The 17,350-nt window shown below is 35.8% G+C and carries 17 protein-coding genes, 1 tRNA gene and 1 pseudogene; 8 read left to right on the top strand and 11 right to left on the bottom strand.

The window, feature by feature from the left end; all coding sequences use genetic code 11:
- Window positions 1-57: 57 nt before the first annotated feature.
- From Q0Y61_RS03380 to Q0Y61_RS03350, 7 genes are all read right to left on the bottom strand, one after another.
- Window positions 58-2,559 (bottom strand): DNA translocase FtsK, encoded by a 2,502-nt coding sequence (locus tag Q0Y61_RS03380; protein WP_297811380.1) that lies wholly within the window; start codon window positions 2,557-2,559, stop codon window positions 58-60.
- Window positions 2,560-3,782: 1,223 nt separating this feature from the next.
- Window positions 3,783-3,881 (bottom strand) — tRNA-Sec (locus Q0Y61_RS03375).
- Window positions 3,882-3,977: 96 nt separating this feature from the next.
- Window positions 3,978-4,757 carry a histidinol-phosphatase gene (locus tag Q0Y61_RS03370; protein ID WP_297811336.1) on the bottom strand — a complete coding sequence of 260 codons (780 nt, stop codon included), beginning with the start codon at window positions 4,755-4,757 and terminating at the stop codon, window positions 3,978-3,980.
- 42 nt (window positions 4,758-4,799) lie between these two features.
- Window positions 4,800-5,279, bottom strand: coding sequence for a hypothetical protein (locus Q0Y61_RS03365; RefSeq protein WP_297811333.1), 480 nt, complete (start codon window positions 5,277-5,279; stop codon window positions 4,800-4,802).
- An 80-nt stretch (window positions 5,280-5,359) separates the two neighbouring features.
- On the bottom strand, window positions 5,360-5,917 hold the full coding sequence (locus Q0Y61_RS03360) for a cysteine peptidase family C39 domain-containing protein (RefSeq protein WP_297811330.1): 558 nt from the start codon (window positions 5,915-5,917) through the stop codon (window positions 5,360-5,362).
- A gap of 103 nt (window positions 5,918-6,020) precedes the next feature.
- The gene (locus Q0Y61_RS03355) at window positions 6,021-6,296 is read right to left on the bottom strand and encodes a hypothetical protein (protein WP_297811327.1); all 276 of its coding nucleotides are present in this window, start codon (window positions 6,294-6,296) and stop codon (window positions 6,021-6,023) included.
- 53 nt (window positions 6,297-6,349) lie between these two features.
- Complete coding sequence (locus tag Q0Y61_RS03350) at window positions 6,350-6,841, bottom strand: hypothetical protein (protein WP_297811324.1); 492 nt, start codon at window positions 6,839-6,841, stop codon at window positions 6,350-6,352.
- A 180-nt stretch (window positions 6,842-7,021) separates the two neighbouring features.
- Here Q0Y61_RS03350 and Q0Y61_RS03345 point away from each other — a divergent pair.
- From Q0Y61_RS03345 to Q0Y61_RS03335, 3 genes and pseudogenes are all read left to right on the top strand, one after another.
- Window positions 7,022-8,143, top strand: a pseudogene (locus Q0Y61_RS03345) (glycosyltransferase family 4 protein); the annotation flags it as partial.
- A gap of 66 nt (window positions 8,144-8,209) precedes the next feature.
- A complete protein-coding gene (locus Q0Y61_RS03340) occupies window positions 8,210-8,851 on the top strand; it encodes a sugar transferase (protein ID WP_297811377.1) in 642 nt (213 codons plus the stop codon).
- A 196-nt stretch (window positions 8,852-9,047) separates the two neighbouring features.
- Entirely contained in the window at window positions 9,048-9,236 is a 189-nt protein-coding gene (locus tag Q0Y61_RS03335; protein WP_297811321.1) for a YqaE/Pmp3 family membrane protein, read from the top strand.
- 168 nt (window positions 9,237-9,404) lie between these two features.
- Here the strand turns inward: Q0Y61_RS03335 and rpsO are convergent, their stop codons facing one another.
- The gene (rpsO, locus tag Q0Y61_RS03330; protein WP_297811317.1) at window positions 9,405-9,680 is read right to left on the bottom strand and encodes a 30S ribosomal protein S15; all 276 of its coding nucleotides are present in this window, start codon (window positions 9,678-9,680) and stop codon (window positions 9,405-9,407) included.
- Between the two features lie 187 nt (window positions 9,681-9,867).
- Here rpsO and flhA point away from each other — a divergent pair, with 187 nt between their 5' ends.
- The 5 genes from flhA to Q0Y61_RS03305 all read left to right on the top strand — a co-directional run bounded on the left by flhA (window position 9,868) and on the right by Q0Y61_RS03305 (window position 15,201).
- A complete protein-coding gene (gene flhA, locus Q0Y61_RS03325; protein ID WP_297811314.1) occupies window positions 9,868-12,087 on the top strand; it encodes a flagellar biosynthesis protein FlhA in 2,220 nt (739 codons plus the stop codon).
- 8 nt (window positions 12,088-12,095) lie between these two features.
- On the top strand, window positions 12,096-13,187 hold the full coding sequence (locus Q0Y61_RS03320; protein WP_297811311.1) for a 3',5'-cyclic-nucleotide phosphodiesterase: 1,092 nt from the start codon (window positions 12,096-12,098) through the stop codon (window positions 13,185-13,187).
- Window positions 13,180-13,416 carry a hypothetical protein gene (locus Q0Y61_RS03315; protein ID WP_297811308.1) on the top strand — a complete coding sequence of 79 codons (237 nt, stop codon included), beginning with the start codon at window positions 13,180-13,182 and terminating at the stop codon, window positions 13,414-13,416. The genes Q0Y61_RS03320 and Q0Y61_RS03315 overlap by 8 nt, the downstream gene beginning before the upstream one ends.
- A 108-nt stretch (window positions 13,417-13,524) precedes the next feature.
- Complete coding sequence (gene purN, locus Q0Y61_RS03310) at window positions 13,525-14,094, top strand: phosphoribosylglycinamide formyltransferase (protein WP_297811305.1); 570 nt, start codon at window positions 13,525-13,527, stop codon at window positions 14,092-14,094.
- Between the two features lie 12 nt (window positions 14,095-14,106).
- Window positions 14,107-15,201 (top strand): glycosyltransferase family 4 protein, encoded by a 1,095-nt coding sequence (locus Q0Y61_RS03305; protein WP_297811301.1) that lies wholly within the window; start codon window positions 14,107-14,109, stop codon window positions 15,199-15,201.
- Between the two features lie 217 nt (window positions 15,202-15,418).
- Here Q0Y61_RS03305 and Q0Y61_RS03300 read toward each other — a convergent pair whose 3' ends face one another.
- From Q0Y61_RS03300 to fabI, 3 genes are read right to left on the bottom strand one after another with little or no spacing between them, the layout of a single operon-like run.
- Entirely contained in the window at window positions 15,419-16,237 is an 819-nt protein-coding gene (locus Q0Y61_RS03300) for a UDP-N-acetylmuramate dehydrogenase (RefSeq protein ID WP_297811297.1), read from the bottom strand.
- Entirely contained in the window at window positions 16,237-16,503 is a 267-nt protein-coding gene (gene fliQ / locus Q0Y61_RS03295; protein ID WP_297811292.1) for a flagellar biosynthesis protein FliQ, read from the bottom strand. The genes Q0Y61_RS03300 and fliQ overlap by 1 nt, the downstream gene beginning before the upstream one ends.
- A gap of 25 nt (window positions 16,504-16,528) precedes the next feature.
- Window positions 16,529-17,350, bottom strand: coding sequence for an enoyl-ACP reductase FabI (gene fabI, locus Q0Y61_RS03290; protein WP_297811289.1), 822 nt, complete (start codon window positions 17,348-17,350; stop codon window positions 16,529-16,531).

Below are 17,350 nucleotides of genomic sequence, written 5' to 3'. Positions count from 1 at the left end.
TTTTTATTCTATCAAAACTTGTCTTAAACTACAACTTTAAATACAAACTCCGCAAAATTAATTACCCAAAATCTCACGCATACCCTTTGAATTAGGCTCACTTAAGAATCCCCTTGCTTGCATCTGCTCAATAATATTTGCCGCTTTATTATAGCCGATTCCGAGTCTTCGCTGAATATAACTAATAGAAGTTTTGCCATCACTTAAAATAATGCGTTTAGCCTCCTCATAAAGTTCATCTGTTTCCCCCTCTGCACGCAATCCTAAAACTTCATCTTCACTTGGCATAAAGTTTTCATCATATTGTGGAGGGCGTTGGGATTTAATAAAATCTACAATTTTTTCAATCTCTGCTTCAGTACTCCACGGAGCGTGCAAACGCACGATTCCACCACCAGGAGGCGTGAAAAGCATATCCCCACGTCCAAGCAATGATTCTGCACCAAAGCTATCTAAAATAACTTTGGAATCAATTTTTTGTCCCACTTTGTAACTAATGCGTGAGGGTAAATTAGCTTTAATGAGCCCCGTTACAACATCTACACTTGGGCGTTGCGTAGCAACAATGAGGTGGATTCCACTTGCACGTGCCATTTGAGCAAGACGAGAAATAGAGACTTCGGCTTCTTTGCCTCCACTCATCATTAAATCTGCCAATTCATCAATAATTACCACGATATAAGGGAAAGGTTCGAATCCTTCAATTTCTGCTTTTTGATTATACCCCTCAATATTCTTAATCCTTGCTTCGCTCATTAGCGCATATCTTCGCTCCATTTCTTTTACCGTATTCTCTAGCGCAATAATTGCTTTTTTGGGTTGCGTAATCACCGGAGTTAGCAAATGTGGAATCTCATTATAAATACTAAATTCTAGCATTTTAGGGTCAATCATAATGAGCTTTAATCTATCAGGAGAATTTTTATAAAGCAACGAGAGAATCATCGCATTAATTCCCACACTCTTTCCACTCCCAGTAGTTCCTGCAATTAACAAATGAGGGAGTTTCTTAAGGTCCGTGATAAAAGGATTCCCTACAATGTCTTTACCTAACGCAAGTGTTAAAGGTGAAGTAGAATTTGCAAATAAATGATGTTCTAAAATTTCACGCAAATAAATGGTTTCAATCTGTTGATTTGGAATCTCAATCCCTACAACATCTTTACCTGGCACAGGCGCTTGAATTCGAATCGTTTTGGCACGCAATGCCATTGCTAAATCATCTTGCAAGGTTAAAATGCGTGAAACTTTAACATTTGGGCTTGGACGAAATTCAAAAGTCGTAACAATAGGACCCGAGTAAGTCCTTACAATATCCCCTTCAATTTTAAACATTCGTAACTTACCAAGCAAATCATTAATCTTGCGGTCAATTTCTCCCTCATCAATCTCCACACGTTCCTCTTGTGGTGCTTGCAAAAACTCTAATTTGGGCAAAATGAAATCTTGAGATTCCTTACTTTGTGGTGCTTCTGCAATATCTAATGTTCCCAAAAGACTTTCATTCTCTGGAATAGATTTTACGAGTGAGCGAGATTCTCCTTTATCTAATGGGTGTGAAATATTCTCTTGTCTATCAGAAGATCCCCTTTGCGATTCTATTATCTGGCTAGAAATCTGCTTATCTCTTGCTTCCTGCTCTCGCAAAGATTCCAAATGAGTTTGATTTGCAAAAGGCACACAAGATTCCACTTGAGCTGTTTGTGTAGGAGCAAGAGATTCTTTCCCTTGTATTTTTACATTTTGCTTTGCTCTGTGTTCCTTAGAATTATCAAATAAATTGATAACTTCAGAGGCGAGAGATTCGGTATTTTTAGGGTTTTCTTCCAAAGTTGGCGGAGAGAAATGAGAGGGTATGATAGGACTTTGTGATTCTAGCGCATTTGTTTTTTTCTCTAATTTACCCTCAAAACGATAACCATAACTAGGAATATTCTTTGTGCTAAAACTTGAAGGAGTATAGTTTAAAGCCTGCAAATCTAGAATCTTTGTGATAGTTTCATCTTGCGTTGCAAGATGAGTTGCTAAAGATTGCTTTACATCTTGCATTCCAAAAAGCGTATCTTCTTTAGAATGCTGATTTTGTGATACTTGATTTTCTTCTGCAATCTCTTGATTAGATTTCTCCCAAGATTCCTTAGATTCTAACGATTTTTGTGTGGCTTGAGAATCCATAAATTCTTGAATCACTTGCCGAATAATATGATTAATTTCGGCAGGTTCTGTTTGTAAAGAAGTTGTATTGGGAGATTCTTTTAAGCTTTCTTGTGTAGTTTCTCTCGAAATTTGTTGAATCTCTTGTGCTTGGATCGGGCGCGTGCTTTTAATATTACCATAATAAAAAATTGTGCTAGGCACATTATCTAATTCCGATTCTTTCACGCAAGAGGAATCTTGAATATAATTTCTATTGATAGGATTATTTTTCACAAGACCATCACGTGTTCCTACAGGTTTTTTGTCATAATATGCACTAAAGGGTGTAGCAGCATAGAGGTTTTTGGGATAGGCTTTAATGAATTTTGGTTTAGTAGATTCTACCGATATGGAATCTTGTATCGCCTCTTTGTGCGCAAAACTTGGCTCAAGATTCTGCGAGCATAAAGAACGCACATTTTCATATTCTTCCTTTTTAATCAGTTTAATCACCTCTTCTTTGGATTCTTTTGGATAGAAATGGTTTTGTTCAAAACGTTTAAAATTCTCCAAATTTGCCATAGATTCTAGTTGAAATTTTATTGGTTCAAAATCTTGTTGTTTTGCCTCTTGCGGGCTAACAATACGAATTTGTGGCGTGTTTTGCTCTGTAGAGAGATTCTCTAGCGGATTATCTTCTCTTGCGAGCAATTCTACGTCTTGTCTTAATTCATCTATTTCAGATTCAAAAGGTGGTTTAGTATTGAAATCTTCGTGTTTCTCTTCTTCGGAACTTTCCTCTTCTTTGTCTTCCTCTATATCATTTTGCTTAAAAGCAAAATTCGGAGGAGGTGGATTGTTTTTACTTTGCTCAATGAGTTCTTCTAAAGTGAGAGAACGTGGAGCATTAGGAGTCTTGGTAAAAGATAAATGTGTGTGTGAAGATTCTTGCACTTTGTTTGTGAGTTGCACATTTTGTGTTTCTTCTTTTTGCAAAGTATCTTTGGAATCTGCTTTTTTGGTTTGGCTTGGCAATGTAAAAAACGCTTTAATTTGTAAGTAAAGATTTTTTAAACCTTCTTTATTTTTAATCATTTTTTCTTTTGGAATTTGACTTTTCCTTAAGTCTTCTTTCAAATCTTTCAAAAGCATTTGAATCAACTCTTTGGATGACTTTCCGCTGTATAAAATCACACTAAAAGCAAAACTTAGCAAAACCAAAACAAAGATACCCAAATGCGTAATAACAGGTGCAAGCACACTATTAAATGCGATTCCTAAAATACCTGCTTGTTTAAAAAACAAGCCCTGCAATACAAGCAAGGCAAAAATACCAATGACAACACCAAGTGTTTTTTCTAAAAATCGGGTATTTTTAAAATCTAATGGACTTTTTGTCTGATAAATAAAAAATGCGGCTACAAAAAGCCAAATATAACCCAAATATCCAAAAAGCCACGCTTGGGCTTGCGTTAGTGGTTTTAAGAATGCAAAGGATTCCACAAGACCTAGAATAGTTAGAATCCCAAAGACTAAACACATAGAAACTAGTTGTGTTTTATAAGAAGTTTTGTTCTTTAAAAATCGTGTCAATAGAGTTTTTAAAAAATTTGTTTTGATAGTAATTCCTTAAAATACTTTAAAAGTGGCGAGAGGGTGAGAGAATCGAACTCTCCAGCAAATAGACACCTATCCGCTCAAATGGGTTTGAAGCCCACGATGCCCACCAGCGACATATACCCTCCACAAGCTCCCAAACTCAAAAGTATATAAAAGTAAAAAGAGATGAGAATTTAGCGCAATTTTACTTAATTTTTATTGAGTTTATTTTAATTTTAGAATCAAAACTCTACCAGCTCTCGTTCCCTTTCCCGATAAACTGCGCATTGGGTGTAACCTGCCTCTTTAGCGAGCAGTTCTAACTCTAACCGCTTGAAGTTAATTTGTTCCACTGCGTGCGCATCACTCCCAAAACTTATTGGAATCTCTAACGCATAAGCCATTTTCAGAATCTCTAAGCTTGGATACTGCTCTTGAACTTCTTTGCGAAACCCTGCTGCGTTTAATTCTATACACATATTAGCTTTTTTGACCGCTTTGAGTGCGGATTCTATTTGTAGGCGCAAATCTTTTGTTGGGCGATAATTAAAGATTTTCAACAAATCCATATGTGCCAAAATATCAAATTTCCCACTTTTTGCTAACATTTCTGTGGCTTTGAAATATTCACTCCAGCAATCATTAATATCACGTTTGGAATATTCCCGAATAAACTCAGGATTATCAAACCCCCAATTGCCTAGAAAATGCACTGCTCCGATTCTATAATCTAAGGGTAAGCCAAGTAATTTCTCATCCATAAAAGTAGGCAAAAAATCAATCTCTAATGCCGTTAAAATCTCAATTTTCCCCTTGTATTTTTCTTTTAATCGGTTAATCTCATCAAGATAAAAGGGTAAATCTTGAAAATCCATACGATATTGCCTATCAAATGCCATAGGATTATGGCAAGAAAACCCAAAAACATCAATTTTTTCTTTAATGGCTTGTAAGACATATTCTTCCATTGTGCCTGTCGCGTGGTTACAAAGGCTTGTATGATTGTGTAAATCTACTCGCATAAACTCTCTTTCTTCACAATTCTTGATTAAGATTCTTTGGGATTATCCCATTTTCTTTTCCATTTCTTTTGTGATATGCAAGCTCAAAACGTGCTTGTCAAACACCGCAATATAAAACATCGCATCAAAAATCTTAATATCTAGCACAAATCCTTCCACTTTAACTTCTCGCTTTTTCGTATCCTCTTGCAAGGTTTCTGCACGAAATAACACCTCATTACCCAATTCAATAGGTGCTAAAAACTTCACTTCCGCACCAATGACGATTCCATTAGGATTATTAACTGCCAAGAGCGCACTATATGCAGCACTTGAAAACAAATTTCCTGAATGAATCAATCCTTGTTTATCCACTACCATTTTGCTACTTGTCTCTAAAAGAACAGCGGATTTACCATATTTTTGCTCTTTGATTGTGCCATTATTTAAATCAATATTCAAACACGCCTTTTGCAAGACTGTATCAGCATCTGGTTTGCTTAAAAAGTCTTCTTCTTCAGGCTTGATAATATCTTCGTCCATTGCACTCTCCTTAAAAATTCTCAAATTATAACATATCTAAGCGCAATCAAGACGATTCAGACATAAAGGCTTTTACTTCATCATTTGCCAAAAAACACTTCACTAGGAAACTTTAAATCTTTTATCATAGGTTTAGAATTTTCTTTGTTTGTAACTACAAGTGCGTAGCCTCCTATGTGATTCCTATCCCAAATAGAATAAAATTCTTTCTTACTACTAATATATTCTCCAAAATTTGGGTCAAAGACTTTAAGAAAATCTCCTTTAAAATTTACAATCACTACAAAATGAGGAAATCTAGGGTCATTTTCTATTCTGACAAGTAAAGGATAAGCGGTGCGTTGTAAAATCTCTCTTGAAAGTTGGAATCCCTTTGTATCATATCCCAAAATAGTGGCTACCTTTTGCAGTTCTTGGAAACTTAACATATCTGTTTTTTGGTTTAAAAAAGCAAGTATATCTTGTTCGCTGTATTGTCTAGATTCAAAGAGATTAAGTAAAGTAGCTAAAGCAGAAGCTCCGCAAGATTCCTCAAACTGCTGTCGGATTACATTTTGATTGTGGAGCTCTTGGAGGGATTGAACGCAGAAGCCAAAAGCTAAATGAACGCAACAAAGCACAAGGATAAGAATGTGCAAGAGAATCCTTGAATTAAGATGAAATATTTTTATAGATTGTAATTGTATCCTTATTCTCCTTGATTATTCTTATTTTCTTTAGATTCCTTAAGCAAGGTTTGCATTATGGAATCTGTGGAATCGGAGTATTTTTTGCTTGATTTTTAATAATTTCGTGATATTCCATCATTCCTTTGTGGAGTTTGTCATTGCCTATAATTAAGCTTGAATCAAGGTTTTGAATGTTGGAATATTCCTTGATAAATTCATACAGATTCTCTTTTGTCTTTGCATTATCTTGCTTTATGGATTTTTCATTCTTTTCCTGTGCGGCTAAAGTGGCAGTATTTGCTGTATTTGCAGAATTAAAGTAAAAGCTATATGGAGAATACACTTGCATTGCTTATCCTTATAAATAAAATCTATTAAAGGTAAGCAAAAGGCGTGCCAAATTTATTTGAAATATTTAATATTGACTTTATCGGCTCTTATCCAAGAATAGACATTATCAAATGATTTAATCTTGCTACGAACTGCGTTTTGGTTATCTATCCTTTGAACATCATTTGAATTGTTAAGGTTTATTTTTACAATTTCGGCAGAAGTGCTATTTGTTCTAAAGTTATAAGTTGTAGCAACAGCCGCATAATAGTTAGAACCAAGATTGAAATAAGGCGTATCGCCACTTTCCAAAACAAGATGATAATATGCAGTGTAATAAATATTTTGCCCTAAATTATTTACAACGCCATAGTGTTTAGGAATATAGCCACTCAAATACGCCCCACCTACAACCTTACTCATCTCCTCCTCATTTAAAACTTTCACACCCGCACTTTGTTCGTTAAACTCTCCATTGGTTGCAAGAGCGATGAAATCTACTTCAGCAAAGAGTGTGCTTGAGATTCCAAAGATTAATAAGAATCCTAAAATTAATTTTTTCATTTTTGCTCCTTTTTTAAAAAGTTTGAGATTTCATTATAAATTACAGAATCTTAAAAATGAAGTGTAAAGTATTTTTTAACTTTCTTTAACCTGTTAATGTTGTTACACAAAGGAACAAGTTTGCGTTATTTTTATTAATGTTATAATTCTTATAAATTTTTACAATTTTTAAGGTTAAGAATGAAAATTTTATTTCTCTCACACACGGATTCCAATCTTTATCTGTTTCGCTTGCCTATTATGCTAGCACTCCAAGACAAAGGACACGAAGTCATTGCGCTAATCCCCAAAGGAGCAGACTTTGATAAATTTGCCCCTCTTGGCATTCAAGCAATCCATTATTCTATTAGCAGAGGAAGCCTCAATCCTCTAAGTGCCTTAAAAACGATTCAAGAAATCACAAAAATCTTGCAAAATATCAAGCCCGATATTTTGCATACCTTTATGCTAAAGCCCAATATTTATGGCTCTTTTGCCGCAAAAATTGCGGGGTTGGATTGCGTGATTAATAGCCTTACGGGTTTGGGAAGTTTTTATATTGATGAGAGTCCAAAATCTCGTGCTTTAAGATTCATCATAGAATCTCTCAATCGCATTGCGTTTAAAATCGCCCAAAAAGTGCTATTCCAAAACAATGATGATTTAGAATTGTATGTGCAAAAAGGAATCCTAAAACGAGAAAAAGTCATATTAATCAAAGGCTCTGGCATTGACACAGAAGTCTTTTCACCGATAAATCAAGAATCCTGCCACGCAATGCGACAAAAGCTAAGCCAAGAGTTGAATCTGCTAATCTCTAAGGATTCTATCTTGGTGCTAATGGTAGCGCGTGCCATTGCACACAAGGGAGTAAGAGAATATTACAAAGCCGCAGAGATTCTTAAAGCCAAAAATCCGCATTGCATTTTTTTGTATGTTGGTGGAGTGGATTTAGGCAATATTTCCTCAATGCGTGAGGAGTTTTTGAAAAGCTCTGCTGCGGTTATTTATCTCGGGCAACGCAATGATATTCGCTCTCTTATAGGATCTTGTGATTTATTTGTTTTACCAAGTTATCGTGAGGGGATTCCACGCACACTTTTAGAAGCTGGAAGTATGGCAAAGCCGATGATAACAACCAATGCGGTAGGTTGTCGCGAAGTCGTTGAAAATGGCAAAAATGGATTCTTAGTCCCAATAGGTGATTCCGAACAATTAGCGGAAAAAATTTTACAATTGAGCAAGAATAAAGATTTAAGAGAAAAATTTGGAAAGGTAAGTAGAGAAAAAACTTGTGCAGAATTTAGCACGGATTCCATTGTGCAAAGTTATTTGTCTTTGTATGATTTAGTTTTGTCCTCCAAACAAAAAAAATCTATTTCTAACAAAATCTATGCGAACTTCATCAAGCCTGTTTTGGACTTCTCCTTGAGCTTTATTTTGTTGGTGCTATTTTCTCCGCTCTTGCTTCTTGTTGCCCTGCTGATTTACTTCAAACTTGGCTCGCCTGTGTTTTTTACGCAAGAGCGTCCGGGCAAAGAGGGCAAAATCTTTAAGATTTACAAGTTTCGCACAATGAACGATGTGCGTGATGAAAAAGGCGAATTGTTGCCCGATGAAGCAAGGCTTACGCAATTAGGTAAATGGATTCGCAAAAGCAGCTTGGACGAATTACCGCAACTCTTTAATGTTCTAAAGGGTGAAATGAGCTTTGTAGGTCCTCGCCCACTTCTCGTAGAATATTTGCCTTTGTATTCCAAAGAACAAGTGCGTCGCCACGAAGTTAAGCCGGGTATTACAGGCTGGGCGCAAATCAATGGACGTAATGCAATTTCTTGGGAAGAAAAATTTGCCCTAGATGTTTGGTATGTAGAGCATATTAACTTTTGGCTAGATTGTAAGATTCTATGGAAGACTTTTTATAAAGTTGTTAAACGCAAAGATACTCACTCTCACACAAGCGCAACAATGGAAAAATTCAAGGGAAATTCTCCCAATCATTCCACAGACTATGACAATTTCGCATTATAAAATTATCATAAAAGCGCAAATGCAAAATCTGCTATTCTTAAACTTGCACACAATCACGCTAGAACTTGAGTTTGAGCAAATTCAACATAAAAATAATAAATTTTTTATAAAAAATTATTGTTTGGTTAATCAATGGTAACTCTTAATGTGTTATAATGACTTCGTTTCACAAAATATATTATAACAAGGAGACGATATGAGACTTTTACTCGCAATTTTTTTACCTTTTGCTGTATTTTTTACCATAGGGCGTCCAATTGCAGGTATTATTTGCTTAATTCTTCAAGTAACTTTGATAGGCTGGTTACCAGCAGCAATTTGGGCAGTTTATGCACTAGGTCAATATAAAACAGATGAGAAAATCAAAGAAGCTTTAAAAAGATAAGGAAATAGCAAGGATATAAACTCTATTTGTATTTAAATCAAATAGAGTTTATAGCTTAGTTGATGGACAAGATACTTCACAAAATCTTTTATTGTGCGCAATAAAACTAGAAAAAATTGAGAAAGCCTAGTCCCAATAATTAAACAGATTGTGAGATCCCACAACCTCTTAACCTCTATCTTTTAATCCTAATTTTTCAATGACATTTGCGTAGCTTTTAAAGTCTGTGCGGCGCAAATAAGTTAGCAAACCTTTTCTTTTAGAAACAAGCTTTCTAAGCCCCAAGCGACTAGAATGGTCTTTTTGATTTACTTTTAAATGCTGGGTAAGCGTTTTAATCCTATCACTAAGCAAAGCAATTTGCACTTCTGTGGAACCTGTGTCTTTGGGATTTCTAGCAAAAGCAGAAGTAATTTCTCTTTTTTTCGCCGAATCTTGAGCCATTTTGACCTCCTGATTGGTATTATTAAATAAAATTTGCGATTCTATCATAAAAATGTAAAAATACGCTAAAATTCTAGTCAATTTCTTGATTTTATAACCTAAAAACGATTAGAATTACAAATTAATTTATTATTTTGGAGTAGATTTGGCGACCGCAGATAAAAAAGCATCTTTATTAAGCAAGATTATGCCCTTTTTATCCTTTTTATCAGGCTCAAAAGATTTAACGGTCGTCTTTTTTATCATTGCTATTTTGGCAATCATCATTGTGCCTTTACCAAGTTCCTTGCTAGACTTTTTCTTGGCTATTTCTATTGCACTTTCCGCATTAATCATCTTAATTGCACTTTATGTGAAAAAGCCCACAGATTTTTCAGCTTTTCCTACACTTTTGCTTATCATTACACTCTTTCGCTTAGCCTTAAATATCGCAACAACAAGAATGATTTTAAGCAATGGGCATTTAGGACCTGAAGCAGTTAGTGATATTATCAATGCTTTTGGGCAGTTTGTTGTTGGCGGAAATTATGTCATTGGAATCATTTTATTTATTATTTTAGTCATTATCAACTTTATGGTTGTAACAAATGGTTCTACAAGAGTTTCTGAAGTCAAGGCGCGCTTTACTCTTGATGCAATGCCGGGAAAACAAATGGCAATTGATGCAGATTTAAACTCTGGAATTATTGGGCAAGAGGAAGCAAAAGCTAGACGAGACGCACTAGCGACAGAAGCTGACTTCTATGGTTCTATGGATGGTGCAAACAAATTTGTCAAAGGTGATGCAATTGCTGGGATTATTATCACACTGATTAATATCATTGGTGGATTTCTAATTGGCGTATTTCAGAGAGATATGACGGTAGCAGATTCTGCTTCAACTTTTACTATTTTAACCATAGGTGATGGTTTAGTTTCCCAGCTCCCTGCCCTGATTGTTGCCACCGCTACTGGTATTATTGTAACGCGCTTCAGCAAAGAGGGTGAAAATTTTGCCTCTGGAATTATTGACCAACTCATTAATGAATCTAAAACACTTTTAATTGTTGGCTGTATTCTATTGCTTTTTGCACTTGTGCCAGGCTTACCTACTCTCTCATTAGGCTTCGTGGGTTTGCTCTTTTTAACCCTTGCTCTGCTTCTAAGCAAACAAAAAGAAGGGGATATATGGAAATATGTAGAAACACTCCTTAAAAAGATAAAGAGAGAGAATAAAACAAAAGGAGATGGGTTACAAGATGTAGATAATCTACCTCAACGTCAGCAAGCAAGGCAACAATCTGCTGCTACGCAAGGTGCAAAACAACAACCAAAAGAAAGCGAAGAAGAGCGTAAAAAACGTGATGAAGCCGAAATTGAAAATGCGCTTAAAGTTAAAATCTTGCGCGTGGGGCTTGGGTATCAATTGATTAAATTTGCAGACCCAGCACAAGGTGGAGAGTTAGTTAATAAGATTCGTCAAATTCGTAAAGCAATGGCAACAGAATATGGAATCCTCGTTCCAATGGTGCATTTACGTGATGATTTGAATTTGCCACCTGATGAATACCAAATCTTATTAAAAGAAATTGAAATTGGTCGTGGGAAAGTGATGGCAGACAAATATCTTGCAGTTGCTGCAAGTAGTTTTGCAGGGGAGTTGCCTGATGGAATCCCAACCAAAGAGCCTGTATTTGGACTAGATGCTTATTGGATTGATGAAAATAAAAAAGAAGATGCAATTATCGAAGGTTACACGCCTATTGATGGTGCAACTGTAATTAGCACACATATCCAAGAATTGATTAAACAACACGCTGAAGAATTACTCACGCGCCAAGAAGTGCATAATCTACTAGAAAAACTTGGCAAAGATTATCCAATTTTAGCAGAAGAGATTAAAGGCGTAGGGGTTGGCACGATTCAACATATTTTAAAAGAACTTTTGCACGAACAAATTCCTATAAAAGATATGTTGAGCATTGCCGAAGCTATTGCTGATGGCTATCCCGCATATAAGGGTGATTTACCAACACTTACGGAATATGTGCGTGCGTGTTTAAAGCGTCTCATTACGCATAATTTCCAAAGTGATGATGGAATCTTGCGTTATTTCATACTCTCCCCAGCATTAGAGCAATTTCTATTAGAACGTTTGCCAGACCAACAAAAAATAGGACAAAGATTACGTCTAAGCCCAACGGAATCACAAAACTTACTAGATGCACTGAATGTTTCTCGCCAAAAAGCTGCTTCTATGGGTGCTGTGCCTACGATTATCGGTGGCACTCCAATGATACTAAGGAAACCTTTAGCGATTTTTATTGAACAATATGGATTTGGACGCAATATGATTACTTTAAGCACTGCAGAAATTGATTATCAAAGCAAATATGAAATTCTAGGCACGGTTGAGTTTGCACTATAAGGAGGATTATGCAAATCTATCATTTATCCCATATTGATTTGGACGGCTATGGTTGTCAAATGGTAAGCCGTGAAATCTATACCAATGCTTTTGCCCACGATCCTTCTTTATCCCTGCATTTTTATAATGCAAATTATGGCAAAGAAGTCAATGCCCGTTTAGAGCAAATTTACAGAGAAATAAAGCGCACAAAAACAAAAAATCCTAAAAACAATGCAACGCATATTCTAATTACTGATTTAAATCTAACTCTTGAAGAATGTGATAGTTTAGTGCAAGCTGTGCTTGAATTGAATCTCAATGGATTCCAAGTAACCTTTGAATTATTAGATCATCATAAAAGTGGTCAAGAATGCGCACAAAAATACACTTGGTATTATTTAGATACCAAGCGATGCGCGACACAAATTATCTATGACACCTTGCTTGCGCGTTATGGACTTTGTGATTCTGTGCAAAAATGGCTCACGCCGATGGTGCGAATGATTAATAGCATAGATTTATGGCTAGAGGGAGGCTATGCATTTGAATTTGGTAAAGTTGCAATGCGCTTAATTGTAGAATGCAAAGAACTCAATCGTTTTATGTTTGATGGAGAAGACCGCCACTACAAACTTGCTTTATTAAAAGAATCTGCAAAATTTCTCCCACAAGAAAAAGGTGCAATTTTGTTAGATAATGCGGTTTTAGAAATGAAAAAATGCTTTTTAAAAGGCAACTTACTAAGTGATACGCTAGATAATCTCGTCTCTAACTTTCAATGCAATCTATTAACCCAAAAGGCAGAACAATGCAGTATATATTATGGTAAATATCGTGGATTTTTAAGTTATAGCATTGGTAATATTTCCGTGCTTGCCAATTTATTTTTAAAAAACAATCCACAATTTGATTTCTTTATAGATGTAAGTGCGCGAGGCAATGTAAGTTTGCGAGCAAATAATCAATGCGACGTAAGCCTTTTAGCGCAAAACTGCTTCAATGGTGGGGGACATGCAAACGCAAGTGGAGGTAAAATTGAAGGGTTTAAAGAGAGTTTTATCTATGAAGATATCAAAGAATGTGTGCAAAATATTTTAAGAGGAGAAGAATATGAGTAAAGAGAGAATCAAAGAGCTAGAAGAAGAAATAGAAGAATTGTCCATTCAACTTAGTGATATGCTCTGTGTAGCCTTGCATTTAAGTGGCATTAAGGAATCGTCTATGCAAGAGGCATTGGACGCTTATATTGAAGGTTTAGATGAGCAAAGCTTAGAATATGGTGTCCAAGAGATTTTGCAAAATATTGAAAATTTAAAGCAAACACACCCACAATTTTTTGTTAAGTGAAATTTTGTGCAGACAAAAAGAATCGCAATTTTATTTAGTGGCAATGGGAGCAATTTAGAAGCTATTATTAAAACACTACATCAAAAGTCCTTTAAAGCAAAGGGGTTAATGAAACAAATAGAGGGAATGCTTATCAGTGGGATTGAGGATAATTTCATAGAATCCAATGAGGAAGATTCCTTTAAAATAGAAGTTGTATTAGCCCTTAGCAATGTCTGTAATGCCTATGGGCTACAAAGAGCAAATAATTTAGGCATACCCATACAAGTTTTACCAAGCAGTCAATATACAGATAGAAAAATATTTGATAGAGATTTGGTAGAGATTTTAAAGCCTCTCAAGCTAGATTTATGTGTATTAGCCGGATTTATGCGAATTTTGACACCTATTTTTACACAAAATATTCGTTCTATCAATATCCACCCCTCCCTTTTACCACTTTACAAAGGAGCGCACGGAATCGTAGAATCCTACGCTTCTCCTATGTGCTTTGGTGGTGTAAGTGTGCATTATGTGAATGAGGAGTTAGATAGCGGAGAAATCATCGCCCAAGGTGTAATTGCAAAGATTCCAAAAGAAAGTTTAACTTCTTATGAAACGCGGATTCATAAACTAGAACATCTTTTGTATCCTTTAGCAATCTTAAAAATATTAACAACAAACGACGACAACTATTAAAGGGCTTGGGAAATGATACGCATTTTGCACACAGAATGGTCAGAAGGCTTTGGAGGGCAAGAGATTCGGATTCTTAATGAGATGGAAGAAATGCATAAACTTGGGTGTTATCTAGCACTTGCTACAAGGAAAAATGCAAAAATTCTACAAAAGGCTCAAGAAAGAGGATTTGTCACTTATACTTTACCTTTTAATGGAAAAAGTGATTTAAAAACTATTTGGCAAATCCATAATATTCTAAAAAATAATCAATTTGATATTATCAATACACATAGTGGCATTGACACTTGGTGTGGTGGATTAGCAAGTATTAGAAGTGGAGCAAAATTCATTCGCACACGTCATCTGTCCAACAAAATTCACCCATCACGTTTAAATTTTATTAACTCTTTAGCAGACTTTATCATTACTACAGGCGAGAAAGTTCGCCAAACAATGATACGAGAAAATCGCATCAAACCAAATAAGATTCTATCTATACCTACAGGAATTGATGAAACAATCTTTAATAGCACGAAATACAATAAAATGCAAATGCGTATGCAATATGGAATTCCACAAGATGTTTTAGTGGTTGGAAATCTTGGTATAATGCGTGGATTTAAACGACAAGATATTTTTATCGAGGTAGCGCAAGAAATTTGCCAAAAATACCCAAATATCCTTTTTATTATTGCAGGAAGTGGGGATAATCAAATATACTTAGAGAATCTTGCAAAAGAGACAAACTTAAAAGCAAAGCGAGAGATTATACGCTGCATTGGATATACAAAAAAACCAGCAGAATTTTTGGCAACTTTAGATTTCTTTTTACTCACAAGCGATAAAAATGAAGGCGTGCCACAAAGCCTTATGCAAGCATTATTGATGAATATTCCAAGTATTGCGAGTGATATTGGCTCTATTGCAGACTTATATTTAATTCAAGAAGGAAAACCAAATTTTATTTTAACACCAAAACCTAATAAAGAAGAGTTTATTCGTGCCTTAGAGTCTCTTTTGAGAAACCCTAATATAATCCAAACAAATCGTGAATTTATAGTAAAAAATTTCTCTCTTTCCTCTATGGGAGAGAGAATAATGCAAATCTATCAAAAAATCGTGTGATGTAAAAAGTATGGGATAGCAGATAAATTTTAGAATCCTCATAGCAAAAACTAAGTGGCACAGCATAAGGGATGCTATCAGGCATTAAGAGTGTGCCAAACTCTATTTGGTTTAAAAAATCACCAATGATTCGTGTATCTTTAAAATCAAAATCGCTTCATCTCATCTTTTTTCCTCAATCTAAACTCAATCACTAATCACTCAAAATTCGTGGATTCTACTGCACAATTTGCACTTCATTTTCTAATATGATTCCACAATCTTTCTGCACTTTCTCTTTTGCAAACTCTATCAACTCCAAGACTTCCTCAAAAGTAGAATCCCCAAGATTGATAAGAAAATTTGCGTGTTTTGGGCTGAAGCATAAACTCTTATTTTTGCCAAATCGCACACCTTTTAATCCTATTTGCTCAATCAATCGCCCCGCAAAATCGCCTTTGGGATTCTTAAAACAACTCCCAAAGCTAGGCTCTGTGGGTTGATTTGCACGCATTTTCGTAAATTCCCCTACCAAATTCTGCTGAAATCCTACTTGCTTTTTAAAGATTCCAGCAAAAATAAATCCCGAAATACTACTACTACGATACCCCAAACCCAAGCTTTTAACGCCTTTAAATTCTAATTTAGCTTTGGAATCTAACTGCAAGATTCCAAGCGTTACTTGTTGGATTTCATAGGCTTTAAGTCCCGCATTCATCTTAAGGATTCCACCTATACTTCCTGGCAATCCACAAAGAATCTCAAAACCCCATAAATTATGTCGCTTCGCATAAGAAAATAACTTGCCACTAGGCGTTGCAGCTCCCACTTCTAAACTATCTCCTAAATCTTTAATATAATCAAATTTTTTACTTAGAGTGCAGAGATTCTTGGCATTGGGTGAAATCAAGAGATTATTTGCTTTGCCGATGATTTGCGTGGGAGTTTGTTCTAGGAGAGCAACATAATCTTGTGGGGATTCTATATAGTTTAATGGAAGTGGTGTGCCAACTCTCACGCTCGTATAGTGCGAAAAATCTATGAGTTTTGAAAACATTAAAACAAAAAACTTGGCATCATATTAAAGATTCTTGTCGTAAAGTCCATTAACATATTCAACATCCAAGGCATTGTAAAGATAATTACCACAATGACCGCTAGAATCTTTGGCACAAAGGTAAGTGTCATTTCGTTAATTTGCGTGGTGGCTTGAAAAATACTAATCATCAAGCCCACTACCAAACCGACAAGCAACATCGGGAGAGAAAGGGTAAGTGTAATTTTATAAGTTTCAATCGCTAATGCCATTAATTGCGATTCCACAACTCTCTCCTTGCTTCACTAACACTTATTTATAAGAATCCCAAACCATTGTTGCTTTGCCGTCTTTTTCCTCTACGGCGCACATTCCCATAATATTATAACCACAATCTACATAATGCACCTCTCCGCTCACTGCACTTGCAAGAGGCGAGAGAAGATACATCGCGGAATTACCCACTTCCTCAATGCCAACATTTTTACGCAAAGGCGAATTGGCTTCATTCCATTTTAAGATGAAGCGAAAATCCCCGATTCCACTTGCGGCAAGTGTGCGAATTGGACCTGCAGAAATTGCATTCACGCGGATTCCCTCACTCCCTAAATCGTAAGCCAAATAGCGCACACTAGATTCCAAAGCGGCTTTAGCTACACCCATTACATTATAATGTGCTACGTGCTTTACACCGCCTAGATAACTTAAAGTCAAAATAGAAGCATTCTTGCTTAATACAGGCTTTAACTCACGACAAAGCTCAATTAGAGAATACACCGAAACTTCCATTGTAGTATTAAAGGCTTCTTTTGTCGTATCCAAAAAGCTCCCATCTAATGCCTCTTTGGGGGCAAAAGCAACACTATGCACCAAGAAATCCAATGTTCCAAAATCTCGCTTGATACTTTCACGCAAAAGCGCAAAATGCTCCTTTTTGCTTACATCTAGCTCATAAACAAACTTAGAATTTCCGATTTCCTCTGCAATGGGAAGCACGCGTTTTTGGATTTGTTCATTCATATAAGTTAAACCTATCGTGGCACCTTGTTCCTTACAAGATTTTGTGATTCCATACGCAATAGACTTGTTGTTTGCCACACCGACAACTAAGCCTTTTTTGCCCTGCATAATCAT

The sequence above is a fragment of the uncultured Helicobacter sp. genome, from assembly GCF_947367035.1.
GTDB lineage: Bacteria > Campylobacterota > Campylobacteria > Campylobacterales > Helicobacteraceae > Helicobacter_D.
This window is presented reverse-complemented; position numbering and strand designations above follow the sequence as displayed.